The sequence below is a fragment of the Olivibacter domesticus genome (genome assembly GCF_900109575.1).
GTDB lineage: Bacteria > Bacteroidota > Bacteroidia > Sphingobacteriales > Sphingobacteriaceae > Olivibacter > Olivibacter domesticus.
In genome coordinates this window covers 483,355-503,664 of sequence record NZ_FOAF01000001.1, presented here as the reverse complement: position 1 = coordinate 503,664, position 20,310 = coordinate 483,355, and the positions used below count along the sequence as shown (strand labels likewise).

The following is a 20,310-nucleotide window of genomic DNA, read 5'->3' as shown; positions in this document are numbered from 1 at the left end:
GACCGAGATGAACAGAATTAACATACAACGAGCGTTAACTATATTATGTTGCCTAGCGCTTACTTATATCAATTTTTCATGTACGAAAGATTACATCGATCCTTCGAGGGCGTTGGATGATGATGCACTATCATCACCTCAAGGCTTAACAACTATCAGTATTGGTCTCCAAAGGAGATACAGCTTTGAAAGAACCAGTAATATTTATAACTATGTAACAGCTAATGGATTTGTGACAAATGAACTACTGCTACGAAATGAAGGAAATATTCCTGAGCTGCAACTGAGTACAGGGGGGGCCACTGTAGATGGAACAAATACAGTTTTAGCAGGTTTGTGGACCAGTAGTAATAAAATTATCTATGACGCTAACTTGGTAATTGCAAACGCCAAGAACTTAAGTGATAAAAACCTTGCAAGCGGCTTAATTGCATATGCCACTATTTCCAAAGCTTTATCAATGGGAAACCTATCAATGTACTGGGAAAAAGTACCCGTAGGTATTGGCAGAAATATACCCTTTATAGACAGAATGGACGGATACAAGGAAGCCATAAAAAGCATTGATAGCGCTTTAAATTATACGGCCACCGATGAAATAAGCAATGCATTTCTAATAAATCTTCCAGATAGTAGCATTAATATTCTAAATACATTGAATGCGCTTAAAGCGCGTTATTCGCTATATGTTGGAGACTATGAAAATGCTTTGATAGCTGCAAATGCTGTTGATTTGACAAAAAAATCAATGTTCGCTTACGATAACGTTTCGTCCAATCCCATATACACCTTTGCTACCTCCACGAATAATGTCTTTCAACCGAAGGACGTCAATTTAGGGCTTCCGCAAGGCTTATATCCCGAAATGGCAGACAAACGGGTTTTATTTTATATACAAAATGACAACCCTATCCCGCCAGCTGTGCGTATTAAAGGTTTTGCATTTACGCCAACCTCCCGTATACCTGTTTACTTGCCTGGAGAGATGCTTCTTATTAAAGCAGAAGCTTATGCTCGTACTTCCCGATACGATCTGGCCCTAGTTGAGTTAAATAAAGTCATTACCAAAATGCCTGGTCAAGATATCTTTGGTGTAGGGGCCGATTTACCCGCACTGACTAGCATCAGCAATGAAGAGCTTTTGACTCAAATTTATAGAAATAGATGTATCGAGCTATTTATGTCTGGGTTGAAACTCGAAGACATGCGTAGATTTAATCGGCCACAGAATGAAATGAAACGTAATTTCTTCCCTTACCCATTTGTTGAACGGGATAATAATACGAATACACCAAGTGACCCTGTCTTTTAGGAATTAAAAATAAGCAGGTCGAGAAGTTCTATTCGATCTGCTTATTTTTCACATCTCAATAAATCCAAATTTTTTATTATTTTATCAAATATAAAAATGCTAAAATAGGTAAAACAAGCATTTTTGGATATAACTAACTGTTTTGTAATGCACGTTTGTGCGTTAAATATAAAATCATAATGCATAAATTTGCATATTCTAATTATTATTGATAATCTTGTACTAATAACCAATTTCTCTGTATAAAGAGCAAAAAATAAACCAATAAACTGTTCGGGTATTTTTAAGTATAAGAGCTGTACTATGGGGTATTACAGCCATCATACTAATGCAGTAAAAACATGAACTTAATTAATCTTTATATATCAACCACTAATATTATCCAACATGAGAAGAAAACTACTCCTATTCTTTATGGGAATGCTTTTTGTATCAGCCCATGTGCTGGCGCAACAAAAGACAATTGCGGGAAAGGTAACAGACAGTGCTGGCCAACCCATCCCCGGTGTTACGGTTTCGGTAAAAGGTACCTCCGTCAGAACGCAAACAAATAGCGAAGGATTATATAACATTCAAACGAGCCAAGGTGAAACTTTGCTTTTTACTTATATTGGTTCGGATCCACTTGAAATAACAGTAGGATCAAATAGCATTATCAATGCAAGCCTCCAACCCTCTTCGTCGAATCTGGACGAAGTAGTCGTTACAGCGATGGGAATAAAACGCGAGGTTAGAAGTCTTGGCTATTCCGCTCAAGACATCAAATCTGATGAACTATTAAAAAACAAAGATCCAAATATCGTTAACTCCTTAAACGGTAAAATTGCCGGTGTTAATGTTACTAATTCCGGAGGAGCACCCGGCGCTTCCGCTTCTATTGTTCTACGCGGAGGTACCTCGCTGGAAAGAGATAATCAACCTCTATTTGTAATCGACGGCATGCCGATGGATAATTCCACTGGCCAAGGTGATAACAGCGCTTTTGATGGTTCTGTAAACATTTCTACTACCAACAGCAATAGAGCAATGGATATTAACCCAGAAGACATTGAGTCGATCTCTGTATTAAAAGGACCCGCTGCAGCCGCCCTGTACGGGCTGAGAGCAGCAGCGGGGGCCATTATTATTACGACAAAGAAAGGGAAAGAAGGCGCAGCAACAGCTTCTGTTACATCCAGATTTATGTCTAATTGGGTGAATCGGCTACCTGATCAACAGAGCCTTTACAAACAAGGCTCTTATTATAACGGCAACTTTACTGACCAAACCGCCCTTTCCTGGGGCGATAAGTTTGAAACTGGTGAAACAATGTATGATAACCTGGGTGACTTTTTTGAAACGGCGCATGCTTACGATAATAGCTTTAATATCTCGGGCGGCACCGCTAAAAACAACTTCTTCCTTTCAGCATCCAACCTTAATCAATCGGGGGTTGTACCGACTACTAATTTTAAAAGGTCGACTGTACGTTTTAATGGTGAGCAGAAAGTTGGCGTTTTCACTTTTGGAGTCAATGCATCCTATGCAGTAAGTAAGTCGCAGAAAACACTAACAGGCAGCGGCCTCTGGGGATCAAGCGGTAGTGGCTACATGGAAAGTATCTTATCATGGCCACGAAATAACAATATGAAAAACTGGCTTAGTGCAGATGGGTCGAACAACCTACTTCTTCCTAATGTTGCCTTAGAAGATAATACCGACAATCCTTACTGGATCATAAATAAAAACCCGCAAAGCGATCGTAATAATCGCTTCATTGCTACAGCTTACACAAATGTTAAAATCACGGATTGGTTTGATGCAACCTACCGACTAGGGATAGATAATTACACGACTAATTTCAGTAGTCTTATCTCTCCTGGATCAAGCGTTAAACTTGCTTGGCAAAAAGGAATGTTGTCTGAAACGGACCGTGCTTACAATTACATTAATTCCAACTTAATGTTAAATTTTCATAAAACATTTAACGATGTTTGGGATGCTAACGTCGTTTTGGGAACAACAACTGAAGACACTAAATTAACCTCTAATTCCAGGCGGGCAGAACAATTTGAAATCCCAACTTTTATTGATATTAACAACGCATCCAACGAAAACAAATATTACTCACAAAGTATTAACAGAAAACGGTTACTTGGCGTTTATGGTGATTTTAGATTATCCTATAAGAACATGGTTTACCTGGGATTCACAGGTAGGAACGACTGGTCGTCAACTTTACCTTTGCAGAACCGATCTTTCTTTTATCCTGCAATAAGCGGAAGTTTTGTATTTACCGAACTCCTTCCTAAAAACGATGTTTTATCTTTTGGAAAAGTAAGAGCATCATACGCGCAAGTAGGAAAAGATGCGGCGGCTTATCAAACAGCAACTTATCTCTTTGGCCCTGAATTAACAATTGGGGGTGGCTATAGGAACTATTGGTCTCGTGGGAATGACTTGTTAAAGCCAGAAACGACGACTTCCATTGAGTTTGGAACCGATTTAAGATTTCTAAAAGACAGGATTGGACTTGATTTCACTTATTATAAAAACAAAAGTGTTGACCAAATATTAACTCCACGCGTAAGTAATGCAACCGGCTATATTCTGAGTTCCGTTAACACGGGTGTACTAGAAAATCGAGGAATCGAGATCACTCTAAATACGACACCCATAAAACGAGATAATTTTCAATGGGATGCCACGATTAACTTTTCCCATAATAATGGCATCGTAAAGGAACTACCGGGCTCACTGCCCATTTTATATGTGACGGACGTCCAAGTGGGGAATGGTAAAGCAGCTTCTTTTGGCAATGGTGACTTTATGGGTATAAGCGGTTCAAAATGGCAAACGGATGCTAATGGAAATATTTTACTTGACTGGAATACTGGATATCCGCTAACCAGCACATTAACGACTACATATATCGGAAATCGAGAACCGGATTTTATTGGCGGTTTTAACAATAATTTCACCTTTAAAAACTGGAATTTCTCCTTTCTTTTCGATTTCCGTAAAGGCGGCGATATTTACAATGCTACCGAATATTTAATGACGGTAAATGGCATCAGTAAATTAACTGAGAACAGAGGAAACACAGTAACCTTTACAGGCCAATCTCTGAATCCGGAAACCGGCCAATACGAAGCGGTATCAAGAGAGGTCATTGCAAGCGAAAAATATTATAGAGACATTTATGCAAACAACGTTCCTCACTTTATAGAAAATGTAAACTGGCTACGTTTGAGGTCGATCTCATTAGCGTACTCGTTACCTCAAAGCCTATTAAATAAGGCTAGCTGGCTAAAGGGAGCAACAATCACCGCGACCGGTACTAATTTATTATTGTTCACCAATTATTCAGGTATGGATCCGGAAACCAGTGCTGCTGGGGCGGGTGTTGTTGGCTCAGGTTCGGTTGGAATTGACTACGCTGGTGTACCGGCAACCGCTGGTTTCGCTTTGGGCTTAAATGTTAGGTTTTAATCCTTAATAATTTTACAATGAAAAAGACGATATATATCCTCCTAATTTCGCTAATTTTTACCTCCTGTAAAAAGTGGCTTGATATCAATGAAAATCCAAGTAGCGCAAATTCAACTGTACCTACTCCAGAACAACGCCTCCCTCCTATTATTGCTCAGTTTGCAGACGGTTATGAAAGCGCTGGTACACGTGTAGCATTTATTGCCCAACAGCTGGCAGTTACTTACGCAAACAATAACAACTGGAACCTTACTAGATGGTACTCAAATGTTTCAAGCGCTAATTGGCCTTGGCAATCCTGGTACGTAAATACTGCCGTTAATATACAACCCTTAATCGATGCTTCCGAAAAAGTGGGTGCTTACCACTATGTTGGTGCGGCAAAAATAATGAAAGCATGGGGTTTCGGCTATCTGGCTGACTTCTATGGCATGCTTCCTTACGATGAGTTTGATGTGGCTGGTAATCTAACTCCAAAATTTGACGATGGCGCATATGTTCAGGAGAAAATCCTGGCGCTATTAGATGAAGCAATTACAGACCTACAAAAAACACAGGAAGTTACAGCACCGGATCTAGCTGAAGGTGATATTCTGAATAATGGAAAAGTAGATAACTGGATCCGTTTAGCTTACGGTCTGAAAGCCAGATTTTTAAATCATTTGACAAAGAAATCTGACTATAATCCTCAAGCTGTTCTAGACGCATTAGCTGCAGCCCCGCAAACAGATGACCAAAGTTCGGTTATTCAATATGTTGATGAGGAGGGGGTTGTCGACAATAGTAAAGCATCATTACAATATGTAAATATTGGGTCGACCGGCCGCATCACAAAATTATACCATGATTATCTAAGTAACAATTATTTAGGTGCTCCCAATGGAAATAACAATGTAGCAGATCCGCGGATAGATTTACTTATTCCTAGCATGCAAAACAAAGAGGGCGTTCTAATAACCACACAATTGGTAGACATGTCGTCCGATTTGCCAAAAACGGGCCCTAGTAGTTATTCATATATTAGTAGTTCAAACAGTTTTTCAAATAAAGATTCTGTTTATGTTCAGCTCAGAAGGGATCCCGCTCAGCCTCAAGCAGGCAATCGCATTTTGTCTACAGGCTCCTGGTACACAAAACGGGGAGGTAAAGGGCTCTTATTAACGAATGCAGAAATGCGTTTTATCGAAGCAGAGGTCAGATTACGCCTTGGTCAATCCGCTGAAGCTTTAGCCGCTTACAAAGCAGGAATCCGTTCACACATGAACCTTATGGAAATTAACGCAGAACTTACTGAACAGTTTCTGAATAGCACATCCGTTGTGCAAAACTCGGGTAATCTAACGCTGAGTCACATCATGATTCAAAAGTATATAGCACTATCTTATTCCCCCGAAGTTTGGTCAGATCTTCGTAGAATGAATTATTGCACTGACGCCTCCGGTGCATATAATGAAACTATAGGAATATATAAAGGTTTTAAGAGACCATCCCATACATTTGTAGAAGCCTATCCAAGCCAAACGGATTGGCCAAGAAGGTTTGCTGTACCTAGTTATGAAATCAACTACAATATAGAACAAGTAATAAAAGCAAATCCAAATGCATCGAGCCCTATTTACTTAAATGAACCCGTTTGGTGGGACCAACCTTAATACTTTAGAAATCTATAATAGAATTAAGAGGGACGTTAAAAAACGCCCTCTTATACATTTGAAAGAAACTATAAAGTGATTAAAAGATGAAATATTTCACTATCCGGGCATCTATTTTAATTGTTGTTTTCTGTTCTAATTGCGCCAAGCAAACATTCAGAATTATAGATAAGCCCATCACGTATCGCAAACGAATTGCAGATTTACAATTGAAAGGTACAGACTAAAAAAATAGCAACTGATTTCAATATCTAAGCAAATATACACCCGAAAAAGCTCCCCCCTCTCCCGCCCTTTTAGATAATCTGTGTGATAAATTCGAGCACATCCGTCTTACAAACTTTATTTGTATCCTGCTTAGTGGCTACCCGTTAGTTATTTAATAAAACGGTAACACAAACAACATACAAACAAAATAAATAATGCATACTATTGCAATAAAGTAGTTGAATTATGACGTATTTATAAAGTAAGTAGTAATAAAAATGCATAAAGTTGCAATAAATCAATATATTGATTATCATTGTACGGAATAGCCAATTATTAGGCCACATGTTTATGCGGCCCCGTAACCGATTAAGCAGATAAGGGATATTATTTATGGCACATAAGCATTTAAACCGCTTTTGATTATTGCTGCAAACTATTTCACTATCATATGAACTTGAATTATTCTTATTTATTAATCATCAAAATCAACCCGAAATGAAAAAAAAACTACTCCTGTTTTTTATGGGATTATCTTTTGCGTCGGCCGTCACGCTTGCGCAAGAAAGAAACATCACAGGAAGAGTCTCCTCTGCGACCGACAAACTTCCCCTTCCAGGTGTATCTGTAAAAATCAAAGAGGCAAATCAAGGTGTTACAACCAATGATGCCGGCTCTTATTCCATAAATGCCAAGGAAGGCCAGACATTGGTATTTTCCTATATTGGTTCAACTACAAGAGAAATCGTGGTAGGCAGGGAAAATACCATCAATGTTCAACTGAACTTAAACGAAACTTCACTTAACGAAGTTGTTGTAGTTGGCTTTGGCACACAAAAGAGGGCGAACTTAACCGGCGCCGTATCTACTGTTGATGTCCAAAAGACATTTGAAACCCGACCGGTAACCGACCCCGTACGCGCTTTACAAGGTACTGTACCAGGGCTTACCATTACCACTCCGAGCGGTAATCTAGGAACAAATCCAACGATACGACTAAGAGGAGCAAGAGGTTCCATAAACACAGGCACCGCTGGAGCCCAACCTTTAATATTAGTAGATAATGTGGAGGTTCCGTCCTTACAAATGATAAATCCGAATGATATCGCAACGGTATCTGTTCTCAAAGATGCAGCTTCTACCTCTATTTATGGTACTAGAGCGGCATGGGGAGTTATTTTAATCACTACCAAATCTGGAAAGAGAGATACGCCCAGCAGAATCACCTATACAAACAACTTTGCTTTACAAAAGCCGACCAAATCACCTGAAATTGCTGATGCAGTTGGTGGCACCCGCATGGCGCTAGATGCTGCTTTGCGAAGAAATCCTTCGCAGCCTTTTTTCTCGAGTTTGGGCGTTCGCTTCGACGAATTGGCGATCCAAAAAATGCAGGAATGGGAAACTTTATACGGTGGGCAAGATTTAGGACCTGAAATGGTTGAAGGTCGTGATTTTGAAGTAAGAGACGGTGCCTTATTTTTTTATAGGCCCTGGGATGCTCCCGGCATGTATATGAAAAAGTATACGCCCCAACAAAATCACAATTTAAGTATTAGCGGCGGAAGTGATAAAATTAACTATAACATGGGTTTTGGATATTTAAATCAGGATGGGGTACTCAAAGTTAATCCAGATCAATACGATCGGTACAATTTGAATTTAGCCGTGAACGCTTCTGTAAATAAATGGTTAGATGCGCGAACAAAAGTACTTTATTCAAACTCCAAATTAACAGAGCCCTATTCATATAACGGAGATGTCTATGACCCCTGGTTCTATTTATATCGATGGCCTAAAACATTTCCTTATGGAACCTATCAAGGGCAACCGTTTAGAAATGCCATTACTGATGTAGAACAAGCAAACATGAACAGTACAAAGTCGAACATGACCCGTATCAACGTTGGAGGAACCGCTAAAGTATTACCTGGTTTCACTATTGACGCCGATTATACGTATACCAAATTGAACGACATGGAGCATGTTATAGGAGGTTCGGCAAAAGGATGGAATTATTGGAATGGAAACCCCATGACCTTAGAAACCTATACTACGCCAGCGCACGATCGGGTTAGCAGAAATTCCAGCTGGGAAGATCGACACGTCTTCAATGCTTATGGAAACTATGCGAAAGAATATGGCGACCATTCTTTTAAGGCATTGTTAGGAACAAATTTGGAAGTATTTCAGAACGGTAATCATTTTTCCCAAAGGATGGGGCTGATGGATCCATCAAAAGGAGAACTCAATTTAGCTGCGGGTGCACAAACAGTGGGTGGAAGAGCTAGGCATTGGTCAACTTTAGGCTATTTTGGACGTATTAATTATTCTTTCCAAAACAAATTCTTATTAGAACTGAATGGCCGATACGATGGCTCTTCTCGGTTCCCTGTGAACGATAAATGGGCCTTCTTCTCTTCATTATCTGCTGGATATATTCTTTCGCAAGAAAAATTCATGGACTTTGCCAAACCTTATTTAAGCTTCTTAAAAATAAGAGGATCTTATGGGAGTGTTGGTAATCAAAATATCGGCGAAAATGTCTTTCTTCCCATTATGCCTGCCTATCCAACCAGCAACCTAGCCGGCAAGTGGCTCATTGGTGATGCGTTCATACCGACCTTCCAAAACCCGAATGTTGTAGCACCAACTTTAACATGGGAACGGGTAACCACTACCGACTTCGGATTTGATGCCAATTTTTTTAACGACAAACTCAACTTAACTTTTGATTGGTACAATCGTACGGTTAGCGATATGCTAAGCGAAAGTTTAACACTCCCTTCATCTTTCGGAGCTAAAGCCCCTATTCTGAATGCCGGGAAGATGCAAACGAAGGGCTGGGAATTGACGGTCGGTTATAATCATACGTTCGACAATGGATTGAATATAAGCGCTATGGGCCAACTCAGTGATTTTACGGAAAAGGTGACCGAATTTCCGGGTAATTCAACGAAGAATTTCACACAAACAATTGCCTCCTCACCTATCTATGAAGGGCAAATAAGTGGTGAAATTTGGGGTTATGAAACCGATCGCTTTTTCACCAGAGACGATTTTCAACAGGATGCGAGCGGCAATTTATTAACCGATGACAGAGGCCATTATATTTTAGTAGACGGCATAGCCTCCCAACAGCGGTTTGAAGGAACCAGTCCTTGGTTCTTTTATGGCCCTGGTGACATTAAATATAAAGATTTAAACGGTGATGGTGTGATTAGTGATGGAGAAAACACCGTTGATAATCCTGGTGATCAGAAAATTATAGGAAATTCCACTCCAAGATGGCAATATGGTTACCGAATGGACTTTAGCTATAAAGGATTTGATTTTGGTTTTTTCTTACAAGGAGTAGGCAAACGTGATCTATGGGCCGCTGGTACTATGGGAATTCCTGGATTTAGAGCAGCAGAAGGATGGTACCAGCATCAATTGGACTACTGGACACCTGAAAACCCAAATGCCTTTTACCCGCGTCCTACCGATCACGAGCAGAATAGAAGCAATAAAAATTTTCTCGTACAAACGAAATACCTGCTTGACATGTCTTACCTGAGGGTGAAGAACCTAACGGTTGGGTACTCACTTCCTCAAAAATTAATAAGCAAAGCAAAAATTCAAAACTTACGTATCTTTTTCAGCGGTGAGAACTTATTCGAATTGATTGACAATGTAGACATTCCGATTGATCCGGAGACAGATTATACTTCATGGGGCCTAAATGATCCAAATTCTTTTGGAAGAGTTTATCCTTATAGAAGAACGTATTCATTAGGTGTTCAAGTAACCTTATAAAATTATTGTGATGAAAAGTAACGTAATAATATATTTATTAGCCATCCTCTTTTTCGCAGGATGTAAAAAAGATTTCCTCGAACGGGATCCGCTTGATGAACTAACCAATAATGATTATTGGTCGAGCGAAAACAATGTAGAAACATTTTCATATGGCTTTTATGAGCGATATTTCAAAGGCTATGGCGCGGGCAATGGCTGGGGAAATTATTTTTCAGGAGAGAGTCTAAACGATGATTTTGCCAATTCCGCTCCTGCTCAGTTTGTCCAAATTATTCCTTCATCGGCTGCTGCTGCTGATTGGACATTTGATTGGGTTAGAAGAGCAAATGTTATGTTAGCTGGAATACCTCAAGTCCCCATGGATGATGAAGCAAAAAATCACTGGACAGGGATTGCCCGCTTTTTTAGAGCAATGGAATACCATCGGCTCGTGAGTCGCTTTGGTGATATGCCCTGGTACGATCAGGTTGTAGATTACCTGGACACGGAGCAACTCTATAAAAAGAGGGATCCACGGACATTCGTAACAGATAAAATGCTGGAAGATTTTCAATTTGCTGCAGAAAACGTACGGGTTGAAAATGGAGAAAAAGGACTAACGGTAAACAAAGATGTGGTATTAGCTTTTATGTCACGCGTATTTTTATTTCAAGGAACGTGGCTGAAATATCATGACATAGATCAAGAGAAAGCAAAAACATACTTGGAAGCTGCTAAATGGGCAGCAAATGAACTTATGTTATCAGGTCGGTATACGCTTGGGCCAGATTATCGTTCCTTGTTCAATGCGCTTGATTTGAGTTCAAGTCCGGAAATGATTCTATATAGAAAATACGCAGTGGGTATTTTAACTCATGCCTTACATAGCAATAACAACAAAGAATCTCAAGCGGGTATTTCCAAAAATGCACTTGAAAATTACTTGTGTGCTGACGGGCTTCCAGTCGCTTTGTCTAAAGTATATCAAGGTGATCAATCAATCGGTAATGTGCTGAAGGATAGAGATCCTCGAATGGCTGGAACAGTTATACCAGAGTTGAGGCTTCAAGGAATCGCAACCAATTATTCCACTTCCGGATATTCCGTGCATAAATTTCTAAACGAATCTATAAAGGATCTTCCAGAAGGAAACTTAAGTGGAAATCCTACCGATGCGCCGGTTATCAGGTATGGTGAAGTATTAATTAACTATGCCGAAGCTTGTGCTGAACTTGGTACCATCACACAAGAGGATTTAGACAAATCTATTAATGTACTTCGCGGTAGAGGAGAGATCCCCAATAAACTACCTAATTTGCAGGTTTCGGGTTCTTCGGCTATGGTAAATAATATTCCCTATTCTGATCCTAAAAAAGACCCTGAAATATCTTCTATCTTATGGGAAATTAGGCGTGAACGTAGGGCGGAGCTTATGATGGAAGGCTTTAGATTTGACGATTTGCGACGTTGGAAAAAACTAAACTATACAGACACTAGAAACAACATAACGATCAATCGGGGCGCTTGGATCAATAAAAATGATTACTTAGACGGTGATGGAAAAAGTAGGGTAGCCAATTTGGTATTGGAAGGAGGTGGCGATATCGGCTATATTATTCCCGCTTTCAGAGCTGAGTCACAACGTATTTTTGACAACGATAAAGTGTACTTATGGCCATTGTCTATCGATCAAATAACACTATACCGTGAGAACGGATCCGAACTAACGCAAAACCCAGGCTGGTAATCATTTCACGCAATGGAGTATTTTTCTTATACTTACTCCATTGCATCATTTATTATATCATGATAAAATATATTCTCACTTTCACAATAGCGTCTATTCTATTTACACAAGCAAGCTGCACGCAAAGATCTTCAAAAACGAAAAAGGTTTTCGAAAATACTACTGCAACTAAACATAAAACACAAATACTAACGGGGGCCGATCAGATTGACACTTATCTCCCGCTGCTTAAAGGCAAAAAAGTCGGACTAATGGGTAATCAGACTTCCATTGTAGGCCCGGAGAAAAAACACCTTGTAGATGTGTTAATGGCACATAATATAGATCTGAAATTTGCCTTTGCCCCAGAGCATGGTTTTCGAGGAAGCATCGAACGAGGAGAAAAGGTTGCTAATGATGTAGATGAAAAAACGGGGTTGCCACTACATAGTTTATATGGTAAAAATGAAAAAGCGGATTCGATTGTTGCTTCCATTGATGTGATGATATTTGATCTACAGGATGTAGGTGCTCGGTTTTACACCTATATATCCTCTATGCATCGTGTGATGCAATTATGTGCTAACCAAGGTAAAAAAATGATTGTATTGGATAGACCGAACCCAAATGGTGATCAGGTAGATGGCCCTGTGAGGAAAGATGACAAATTTAAATCGGGCGTTAGCTTTCATAAAATAGCGATGATACACGGCTTAACAGTAGGTGAATTAGCAAAGATGATTAACGGAGAAGGTTGGTTAGATAATAAGAAAAAATGTGATCTTACTGTCATACCGGTTAAAAATTGGGACCATAAAACACCTTATGAGCTGCCAATAATCCCTTCCCCTAGTCTACCAAATCATATCTCCATACGTTTATATATGTCACTATGTTTATTTGAAGGCACTGATATAAGCGTTGGAAGAGGTACTGATTGGCCCTTTCAGGTGCTAGGTTATCCTAACCCCTCCTTTGGTAGTTTTACATTTACTCCCGGTACAAAACCCGGCATGAGTGCTCACGTTGAACAACAAGATAATTTATGCTATGGCATAGATCTACGAAAGGAAGACCCCAAAAAAAGCACCTTTACTTTGAAATACCTGATTGACTTCTATCATATTGCTGAGAAGGCCGGCATGGCGGATAAGTTTTTCGCAAGGCCCGACTTTTTCAACAAACTGGCAGGCAATGATCAGTTGATCAAACAAATCAGTTCGGGTCTGACCGAAGATCAAATAAAAGAGAGTTGGAAGCCTGAATTAGATGCGTACAAAAAGATGCGCAAAAGATATCTCCTGTATGCTGACTTCGAATAAAACTAACAGATGAAACGGTTCATTTTATTAATACTTTGCTTCATCGCAAGTAAAGGCTACACGCAAGACTTTAAATTTGCTCATGTAACAGACACACATGTTGGCAGCGAAACAGGAGCCGATGATCTACGAAGAACGGTGCAGGATATTAATGAAAACATAGATTTAAAATTTGTTATTGTTTCTGGTGATATTACGGAATTTGGTGCAGATGAAGAATTGAAACTTGCTAAGCAAATACTAGATAGCATTGCTATCCCTTACTATGTAATACCTGGTAATCATGACACCAATTGGTCCGAAAGTGGGGGCAATAGTTTTCGAAATATTTTTGGTTCCGAAACATTTTATTTTACCTATGATGGGTATCGCTTTGCCGGAACCAACTCAGGCCCAAATATGCGTATGAGCCCCGGACAGGTACCAAGAGAAAATTTAGTTTGGCTCGATTCTATATTACAGGTCGATACCCAGTTACCTTTAATATACGTAAATCACTACCCCCAAGATTCCTCTTTAAACAATTGGTATGAAGCCCTAGATCGCATCAAAAAACAGGATGTTCGTCTATTTCTCTGTGGCCACGGCCATATAAATAAAGCATACAACTTCGAGGGAATACCTAGTGTTATGGGTCGGTCGAACTTACGCGCTAAAAGCCCTAGTGGTGGATATAATATAGTAACGATAAGCCCCTCCAAAGCCGTTTATCAGGAACGAAACCCCGGCGGTGCGACTCAAGAACCTTGGCACACAATTCAATTAGTTAATCATCACTTTGAAAAAAATTCGCTGCAATATGCAAGACCAAATTACGCTGTCAACAAAAAATACAATAAAGTTAAACAGCAGTGGGTTTTTGAAGACAATAGTGATATAGGTGCCGGTATAGCCCAAGGTAAAGGTACCGTCTTTATAGGCAATACAAATGGTGAAGTATATGCCTTGAACCTTAAAAACGGAAAGAAAATCTGGACCTTTAAAACCGCTGGAAAGATATATTCAACTCCTTCCGTATGGAAAAACATTTTAGTGGTCGGTTCTTCAGATAACTTTATTTATGGCATTCATACCAAAAGCGGAACGCTTTTATGGAAAATTAAAGCAGATAAAGCGGTGCTAGGTTCCCCCGTTATTCATAAAGGGATAGCTTATATTGGTGCTTCAGACGGCATATTTAGGGCTATCAATATAAAAAGCGGAAAGCTCCTATGGAGCTTCGAAAAACTAAAGGGTTTTGTTTCGACCAAACCTTTGTATTACAATGGAACAATTTATTTCGGTACCTGGGGAAATGAATTTTATGCGCTGGATGCTAAGACAGGCACTAAAAAATGGCAATGGAGCAATGGCGCTTCAAGCAGAATGCTATCTCCTGCCGCATGCTATCCGGTAGCGGCCAATGGACGAATTTTTATTGTAGCCCCCGATAGATATATGACTGCTTTGCAAGCAAACAACGGAACGCTTATATGGCGAAAAAAAATGGAAGAATATCGTGTACGGGAATCAATTGGACTGTCGAGTGATCGCTCACTCGTTTATGCTAAAACAATGGATGGGCAACTTATAGGTATTTCTACAAAAGCCCAAGACATGCAAGTTGAGTGGGAATCATCTTTACAACTCCCATATGAACTGGCCCCCACGGCTATTATTGAAAATAACGAAACAATATTTGTTCCAAGTAACTCCGGCTTATTATCGGCAGTAAACCGTCAATCGGGAAAGGTAATCTGGCAGTATAAAATATCCAATTGCTTAGTAAACCCTATTTTAGCACTCAAAAAAAATCAAATTATTGTTAGTACGATGGATGGTAGGATTGTAAATTTAAATTATTGATACATGAAAGGATGGCTATTTATAGGAATGGGGTTATTGAGCTGGTATGCTTGCACGGTAAAAAAGCCAATAGAGAAAACGCAAGAATCCGTTATTAGAATTAATCAACTAGGCTATACGCCAAAAGGGATGAAAATAGCCGTTTGGGGAGCGCTCACCGCTCATTCTATTTCGGATTTTACGGTAATAGAAGCAAAAACGAACAAAATTGTATTCAAACAACAAGCAGGCAATGAATATGGAACATACGGTCCATTTAAGCAAACCTATCGGTTAGATTTCACATCCTTTTCTGACACTGGCACATACTATATCAAAGCGGGTAACGTTCAGTCGCCTACATTTCGCATTGCACCGGATGTATATAAAGGAACTGCAGATTTTGCACTTCGTTATATGCGCCAGCAACGCAGTGGTTACAACCCTTATTTAAAGGATTCCTGCCATACACACGACGGCTTTACTTTATATGCTGCAACAGCAGGATTAGTTGATAGTACAAAAATTGATGTCGTTGGGGGGTGGCATGATGCATCCGATTATTTGCAATATTCAACAACATCGGCTAATGCAACTTATCATCTTCTCGCTGCTTACCGTGACTTCCAAGGCGTCTTCAGTGATCAAAAAAATGCCGGTGGCTTGGATGGAAAAAACGGTATTGCAGATGTATTAGATGAGGCTAAATGGGGGTTAGATTGGCTGTTAAAAATGCATCCAGCACCTCACCTACTTTTCAACCAAATAGCTGATGATAGAGATCACGCGGGCATGCGTATGCCTGCGCAAGACAGCCTTTATGGGCGTGGTCATGAACGACCTGTGTATTTTATAGATGGAAAACCTCAGCAACGCGGAAAATTTTTAAATAATACAACCGGTACAAGTTCTACTGCTGCAAAATTCGCCAGTGCATTCAACGTGGCTAGTCTTCTATTTAATCAAATAGACACATCTTATGCTAATTTACTAAGAAACAAAGCAATAAGCGCATATCAATTTGCCAAAATAAAGCCAGGTGTGACCCAAACGGTTTCCGTAAAATCACCCTATATTTATGCTGAGGAAAATTGGGTAGACGATATGGAATTGGCTGCTGCTACTCAATGGCAGATTACGCAAGAGCCTAAGTTTCAGCAGGAGGCCTTGGAATATGCTAAACAGGAAAAGATAACACCTTGGTTTGAGAAAGATACTGCCTCACATTATCAGTGGTATCCCTTCATCAATCTTGGACATTACGAGCTCGCTAAAAAATTAACCGGAAAAGATCGTGAAGAAATTATTTCATATTATCAAGAAGGGATTGAAAAAGTATGGGCAAGGGCAAAGAAAAACGCTTTTTTTAGAGGAGTACCTTTTATTTGGTGCAGCAATAATCTAACAGTTTCATTAGCGATACAATGTTTATGGTATAATACGCTAACAAATGATGATTCCTATGCGGCGTTAGCGCAGGCAAATATAGACTGGCTATTCGGCTGTAATCCCTGGGGAACAAGCATGGTCTACGGCTTACCGTCTTGGGGTGACACGCCAAAAGATCCACATTCAGCTTTTACACATTTAAAAAATTTCCCTATTGATGGCGGTTTAGTTGATGGCCCGGTATATGGTAATATCTTCAATGGATTAATTGGGATAGAACTCGTCAAATCTGATGAATATGAACCATTTCAATCAGATCTTGCAGTTTATCATGACGATTATGGTGATTACAGTACAAATGAGCCCACGATGGACGGTACCGCGGCTCTCATTTATCTTTTAGCTGCAAAAGAAAACGAGCTGCTGGAGGAAGCTCAAGCAAAAAAGTAATTAAAGATAGCTATGGGGCTATCTATAGGGGTGATATTCAAAAAAAGAATATGAGTCTAATTTTTTCGGGAGATGAGTTTAATGAAGGTACTGACACAATACTCAAAATATTGAATCAATATCAAATAAAGGCCTCCTTCTTTTTGACAGGAAGATTTTATGCAAATTCCGAGAATTATCCGTTTATAAAGAATATGATAAATGCGGGACACTATCTGGGTGCGCATTCTGATCAACACCTTTTGTATTGCGATTGGAATAAAAGAGATAGTTTGCTTATTACCAAAGCCCAGTTTGATACAGACCTAAATGAGGTTTATAAGAAAATGAGTTCTTTCGGCATTCGTAAAGAAAATGCATCTTACTTTCTTCCACCATATGAATGGTACAATAAAGAAATAAATGTTTGGACTAGTAATCATGCCTTACAATTAATTAACTTTACGCCCGGAACGCTCACAACGGCTGATTATACATTCCCTGAAATGGGAAAAAGATATCGCCCGTCGGATAAAATTTTAGCATCTGTTGTTTCCTATTACAAGCAACAGATAAATGGACTCAATGGCTTTATTATGCTGATACACTTGGGCGCAGGGCCTCAAAGAAAAGATAAATTTTATCATAAGCTCCCCGTGCTGCTTGATAGTTTATTGACTGAAGGTTACCAGTTTAAAAAAATAAATGAATTATTGGAACAATAAATGCATGTTTTTTTAGTTTTAAAATATAAAAACGCATAAAAATGCATATTTTTGGTATATTATAAAAAAGATTTGACAGTATAAAAAGCGATGGATAATACAACTGAAAAAGAATCTCATTACAACAATTTAGAAAAAATGTCGGTTAACGAGTTATTAACCAATATTAATAAAGAAGACCAAACGGTACCGCAAGCAGTTGAAAGATCTATTCCGCAGATTGAAGCGCTGGTAAATGTCACAGTGGAAAAAATGGAGGAAGGTGGTAGACTATTTTACATAGGAGCTGGCACAAGCGGTAGATTAGGAATATTAGATGCCTCTGAATGCCCTCCAACCTTTGGTGTGCCCTTTGACTGGATTGTTGGACTGATAGCAGGTGGCGATACGGCTATCAGAAAAGCTGTTGAATTTGCCGAAGATGATGAACAACAAGCATGGAAAGATCTACAGGAACATAGTATTAATGACAAGGATGTTATTATAGGAATAGCCGCTTCTGGCACCACGCCATACGTTATAGGTGGTTTGGCAGCCGCTAATAACGCAGGAATTACCACTGGTTGTTTAGTTTGTAATGCCAATACACCCGTTGCAAAAGTAGCCAAATTCCCCATAGAGGTTATTACCGGACCTGAGTTCGTAACCGGATCGACACGCATGAAGGCAGGCACTGCGCAAAAATTAGTATTAAATATGCTCAGCACCTCTATCATGATTAAACTAGGTAGGGTTAAGGGCAATAAGATGGTGGATATGCAACTTACCAATCACAAACTGTTCAATAGAGGAGCCCGCATTATTATGCAGGAAACTGGTGTAAGTCAAGAAAAGGCAAATGAATTATTGGAAAAGTACGGAAGTGTCCGTAAAGCCATAGAACAAACACAGAACATTAAGGCTTAAGTATCGAAAATGTAACTTCTAATTAAATTGCAAATCATAAATTTAACCTTACATGTCTCCCATAACCTTGCTTAGCTTTCTATTAATATACTTTGGAATATTAATAGCAATAGCTTACTTAACTTCTAGAAAGTCATCTGATAATGCAACGTTTTTTATAGCCAATAAAAACTCAAAATGGTATGTGGTAGCATTCGGAATGATAGGCACGGCACTTTCGGGAGTTACATTTATATCTGTTCCTGGAGCAGTCGGCAATGGCAGTTTTGGATATTTCCAGTTTGTATTAGGCAATGCGGTAGGCTTTATTATTATTGCCCTCGTTCTGCTGCCCCTTTATTATCGAATGCATTTAGTTTCTATTTATGCTTATTTGGAACACCGTCTCGGTTACTATAGCTATAAAACAGGTGCAATGATTTTTCTTATATCTAGAACAATAAGCTCCGCTTTTCGTTTGTACTTGGTAGCAATTGTTTTACAGCGGTTTATATTTGACGCCTGGAATATTCCTTTTGCATTAACGATTGTTATCTGCCTGATGCTCATATGGGTATACACACACAAAGGAGGCTTAAAAACCATCATTATTACTGATTTGCTTCAAACCTTTTTCCTATTGCTATCTGTTGTGCTCTCTATATATTTTATTGCCGACAGCCTCGATCTCAATTTGATACAAACAATTGAAACCGTAAAAACCAGCAGTTATTCGAAAATGTTTTTTTGGGAAGACTTCATGGGAAGCAAAGCCAATTTTTGGAAGCAGTTCTTGGGAGGCATTTTTGTAACCATTGCGATGACCGGTCTAGATCAGGATTTAATGCAGAAAAATTTAAGTATGAAAACAATAGGTGAAGCGAAAAAGAATATGTTGACCTTTACAACTATTTTCATCTTTATCAATCTGTTTTTCCTATCAGTAGGAGCTTTACTATATATCTATGCAAGCAATAACCATATAGACATAGCAAGCTTGAAGACGCCAGATCACCTTTATCCCGAAATTGCGCTAAATCATTTGGCTGTTGTTCCAGGCATCATATTTATGCTCGGCCTTACAGCAGCTACTTTTGCTACAACGGATTCCGCGTTAACAGCTTTAACGACTTCTTTTTGTGTAGATTTTTTGAACTTCAATAAAAAGATAGATCCAAATGACCCTGCTTTAGTTAAAACAAGGAACAAGGTTCATTTTATATTTTCTTTACTCATGTTGGGCGTTATTCTGATTTTTCGTCTTATTAATAACGATTCCGTCGTAATAGCTATATTTGTTGCAGCAGGTTATACCTATGGTCCTTTATTAGGATTATTTGGATTTGGGATGTTTACGAAACGTGCAGTTACAGATAAATTAGTGCCGTATATATGTCTAATTTCACCTTTCCTCTGTTACGGCGTTGATTACTGGCTGAAAAATAGTATCGGATACATAGTGGGATTTGAGCTCATCTTAATTAATGGTTTTTTAACGTTTCTAATGCTATTGATCACTAGTAAAAATAATAAAGTGAATAAAGAAGAAGTTCAAGACTTTTCTTAACGCTTGCCTTATGAGGTCGGT

At 39.1% G+C, this 20,310-nt stretch carries 11 protein-coding genes; all 11 read left to right on the top strand.

The genetic code is table 11. The features are described from left to right. Nucleotides 1-7 precede the first annotated feature (7 nt). Complete coding sequence (locus tag BMY50_RS01980) at nucleotides 8-1,312, top strand: RagB/SusD family nutrient uptake outer membrane protein (protein WP_238383647.1); 1,305 nt, start codon at nucleotides 8-10, stop codon at nucleotides 1,310-1,312. A gap of 387 nt (nucleotides 1,313-1,699) precedes the next feature. Next, nucleotides 1,700-4,783, top strand: coding sequence for a SusC/RagA family TonB-linked outer membrane protein (locus BMY50_RS01975; protein WP_093317624.1), 3,084 nt, complete (start codon nucleotides 1,700-1,702; stop codon nucleotides 4,781-4,783). Nucleotides 4,784-4,800: 17 nt separating this feature from the next. Beyond that, complete coding sequence (locus tag BMY50_RS01970) at nucleotides 4,801-6,435, top strand: SusD/RagB family nutrient-binding outer membrane lipoprotein (protein ID WP_093317620.1); 1,635 nt, start codon at nucleotides 4,801-4,803, stop codon at nucleotides 6,433-6,435. A 705-nt stretch (nucleotides 6,436-7,140) separates the two neighbouring features. Next, nucleotides 7,141-10,440 carry a SusC/RagA family TonB-linked outer membrane protein gene (locus BMY50_RS01965; RefSeq protein WP_093317618.1) on the top strand — a complete coding sequence of 1,100 codons (3,300 nt, stop codon included), beginning with the start codon at nucleotides 7,141-7,143 and terminating at the stop codon, nucleotides 10,438-10,440. Nucleotides 10,441-10,450: 10 nt separating this feature from the next. Further along, nucleotides 10,451-12,169 carry a RagB/SusD family nutrient uptake outer membrane protein gene (locus tag BMY50_RS01960; protein ID WP_093317615.1) on the top strand — a complete coding sequence of 573 codons (1,719 nt, stop codon included), beginning with the start codon at nucleotides 10,451-10,453 and terminating at the stop codon, nucleotides 12,167-12,169. Nucleotides 12,170-12,228: 59 nt separating this feature from the next. Continuing rightward, nucleotides 12,229-13,470: an exo-beta-N-acetylmuramidase NamZ family protein gene (locus tag BMY50_RS01955; protein ID WP_093317612.1), complete on the top strand. Its 1,242-nt coding sequence runs from the start codon at nucleotides 12,229-12,231 to the stop codon at nucleotides 13,468-13,470. A 9-nt stretch (nucleotides 13,471-13,479) separates the two neighbouring features. Further along, nucleotides 13,480-15,315 carry an outer membrane protein assembly factor BamB family protein gene (locus tag BMY50_RS01950; protein WP_093317610.1) on the top strand — a complete coding sequence of 612 codons (1,836 nt, stop codon included), beginning with the start codon at nucleotides 13,480-13,482 and terminating at the stop codon, nucleotides 15,313-15,315. A 3-nt stretch (nucleotides 15,316-15,318) separates the two neighbouring features. After that, nucleotides 15,319-17,133, top strand: coding sequence for a glycoside hydrolase family 9 protein (locus BMY50_RS01945; protein ID WP_238383646.1), 1,815 nt, complete (start codon nucleotides 15,319-15,321; stop codon nucleotides 17,131-17,133). Between the two features lie 50 nt (nucleotides 17,134-17,183). Next, entirely contained in the window at nucleotides 17,184-17,837 is a 654-nt protein-coding gene (locus BMY50_RS28390; protein WP_238383645.1) for a polysaccharide deacetylase family protein, read from the top strand. 90 nt (nucleotides 17,838-17,927) lie between these two features. After that, on the top strand, nucleotides 17,928-18,743 hold the full coding sequence (murQ, locus tag BMY50_RS01940; protein WP_093317607.1) for an N-acetylmuramic acid 6-phosphate etherase: 816 nt from the start codon (nucleotides 17,928-17,930) through the stop codon (nucleotides 18,741-18,743). A 52-nt stretch (nucleotides 18,744-18,795) separates the two neighbouring features. Continuing rightward, entirely contained in the window at nucleotides 18,796-20,289 is a 1,494-nt protein-coding gene (locus BMY50_RS01935; protein ID WP_093317604.1) for a sodium:solute symporter, read from the top strand. Nucleotides 20,290-20,310: the final 21 nt, after the last annotated feature.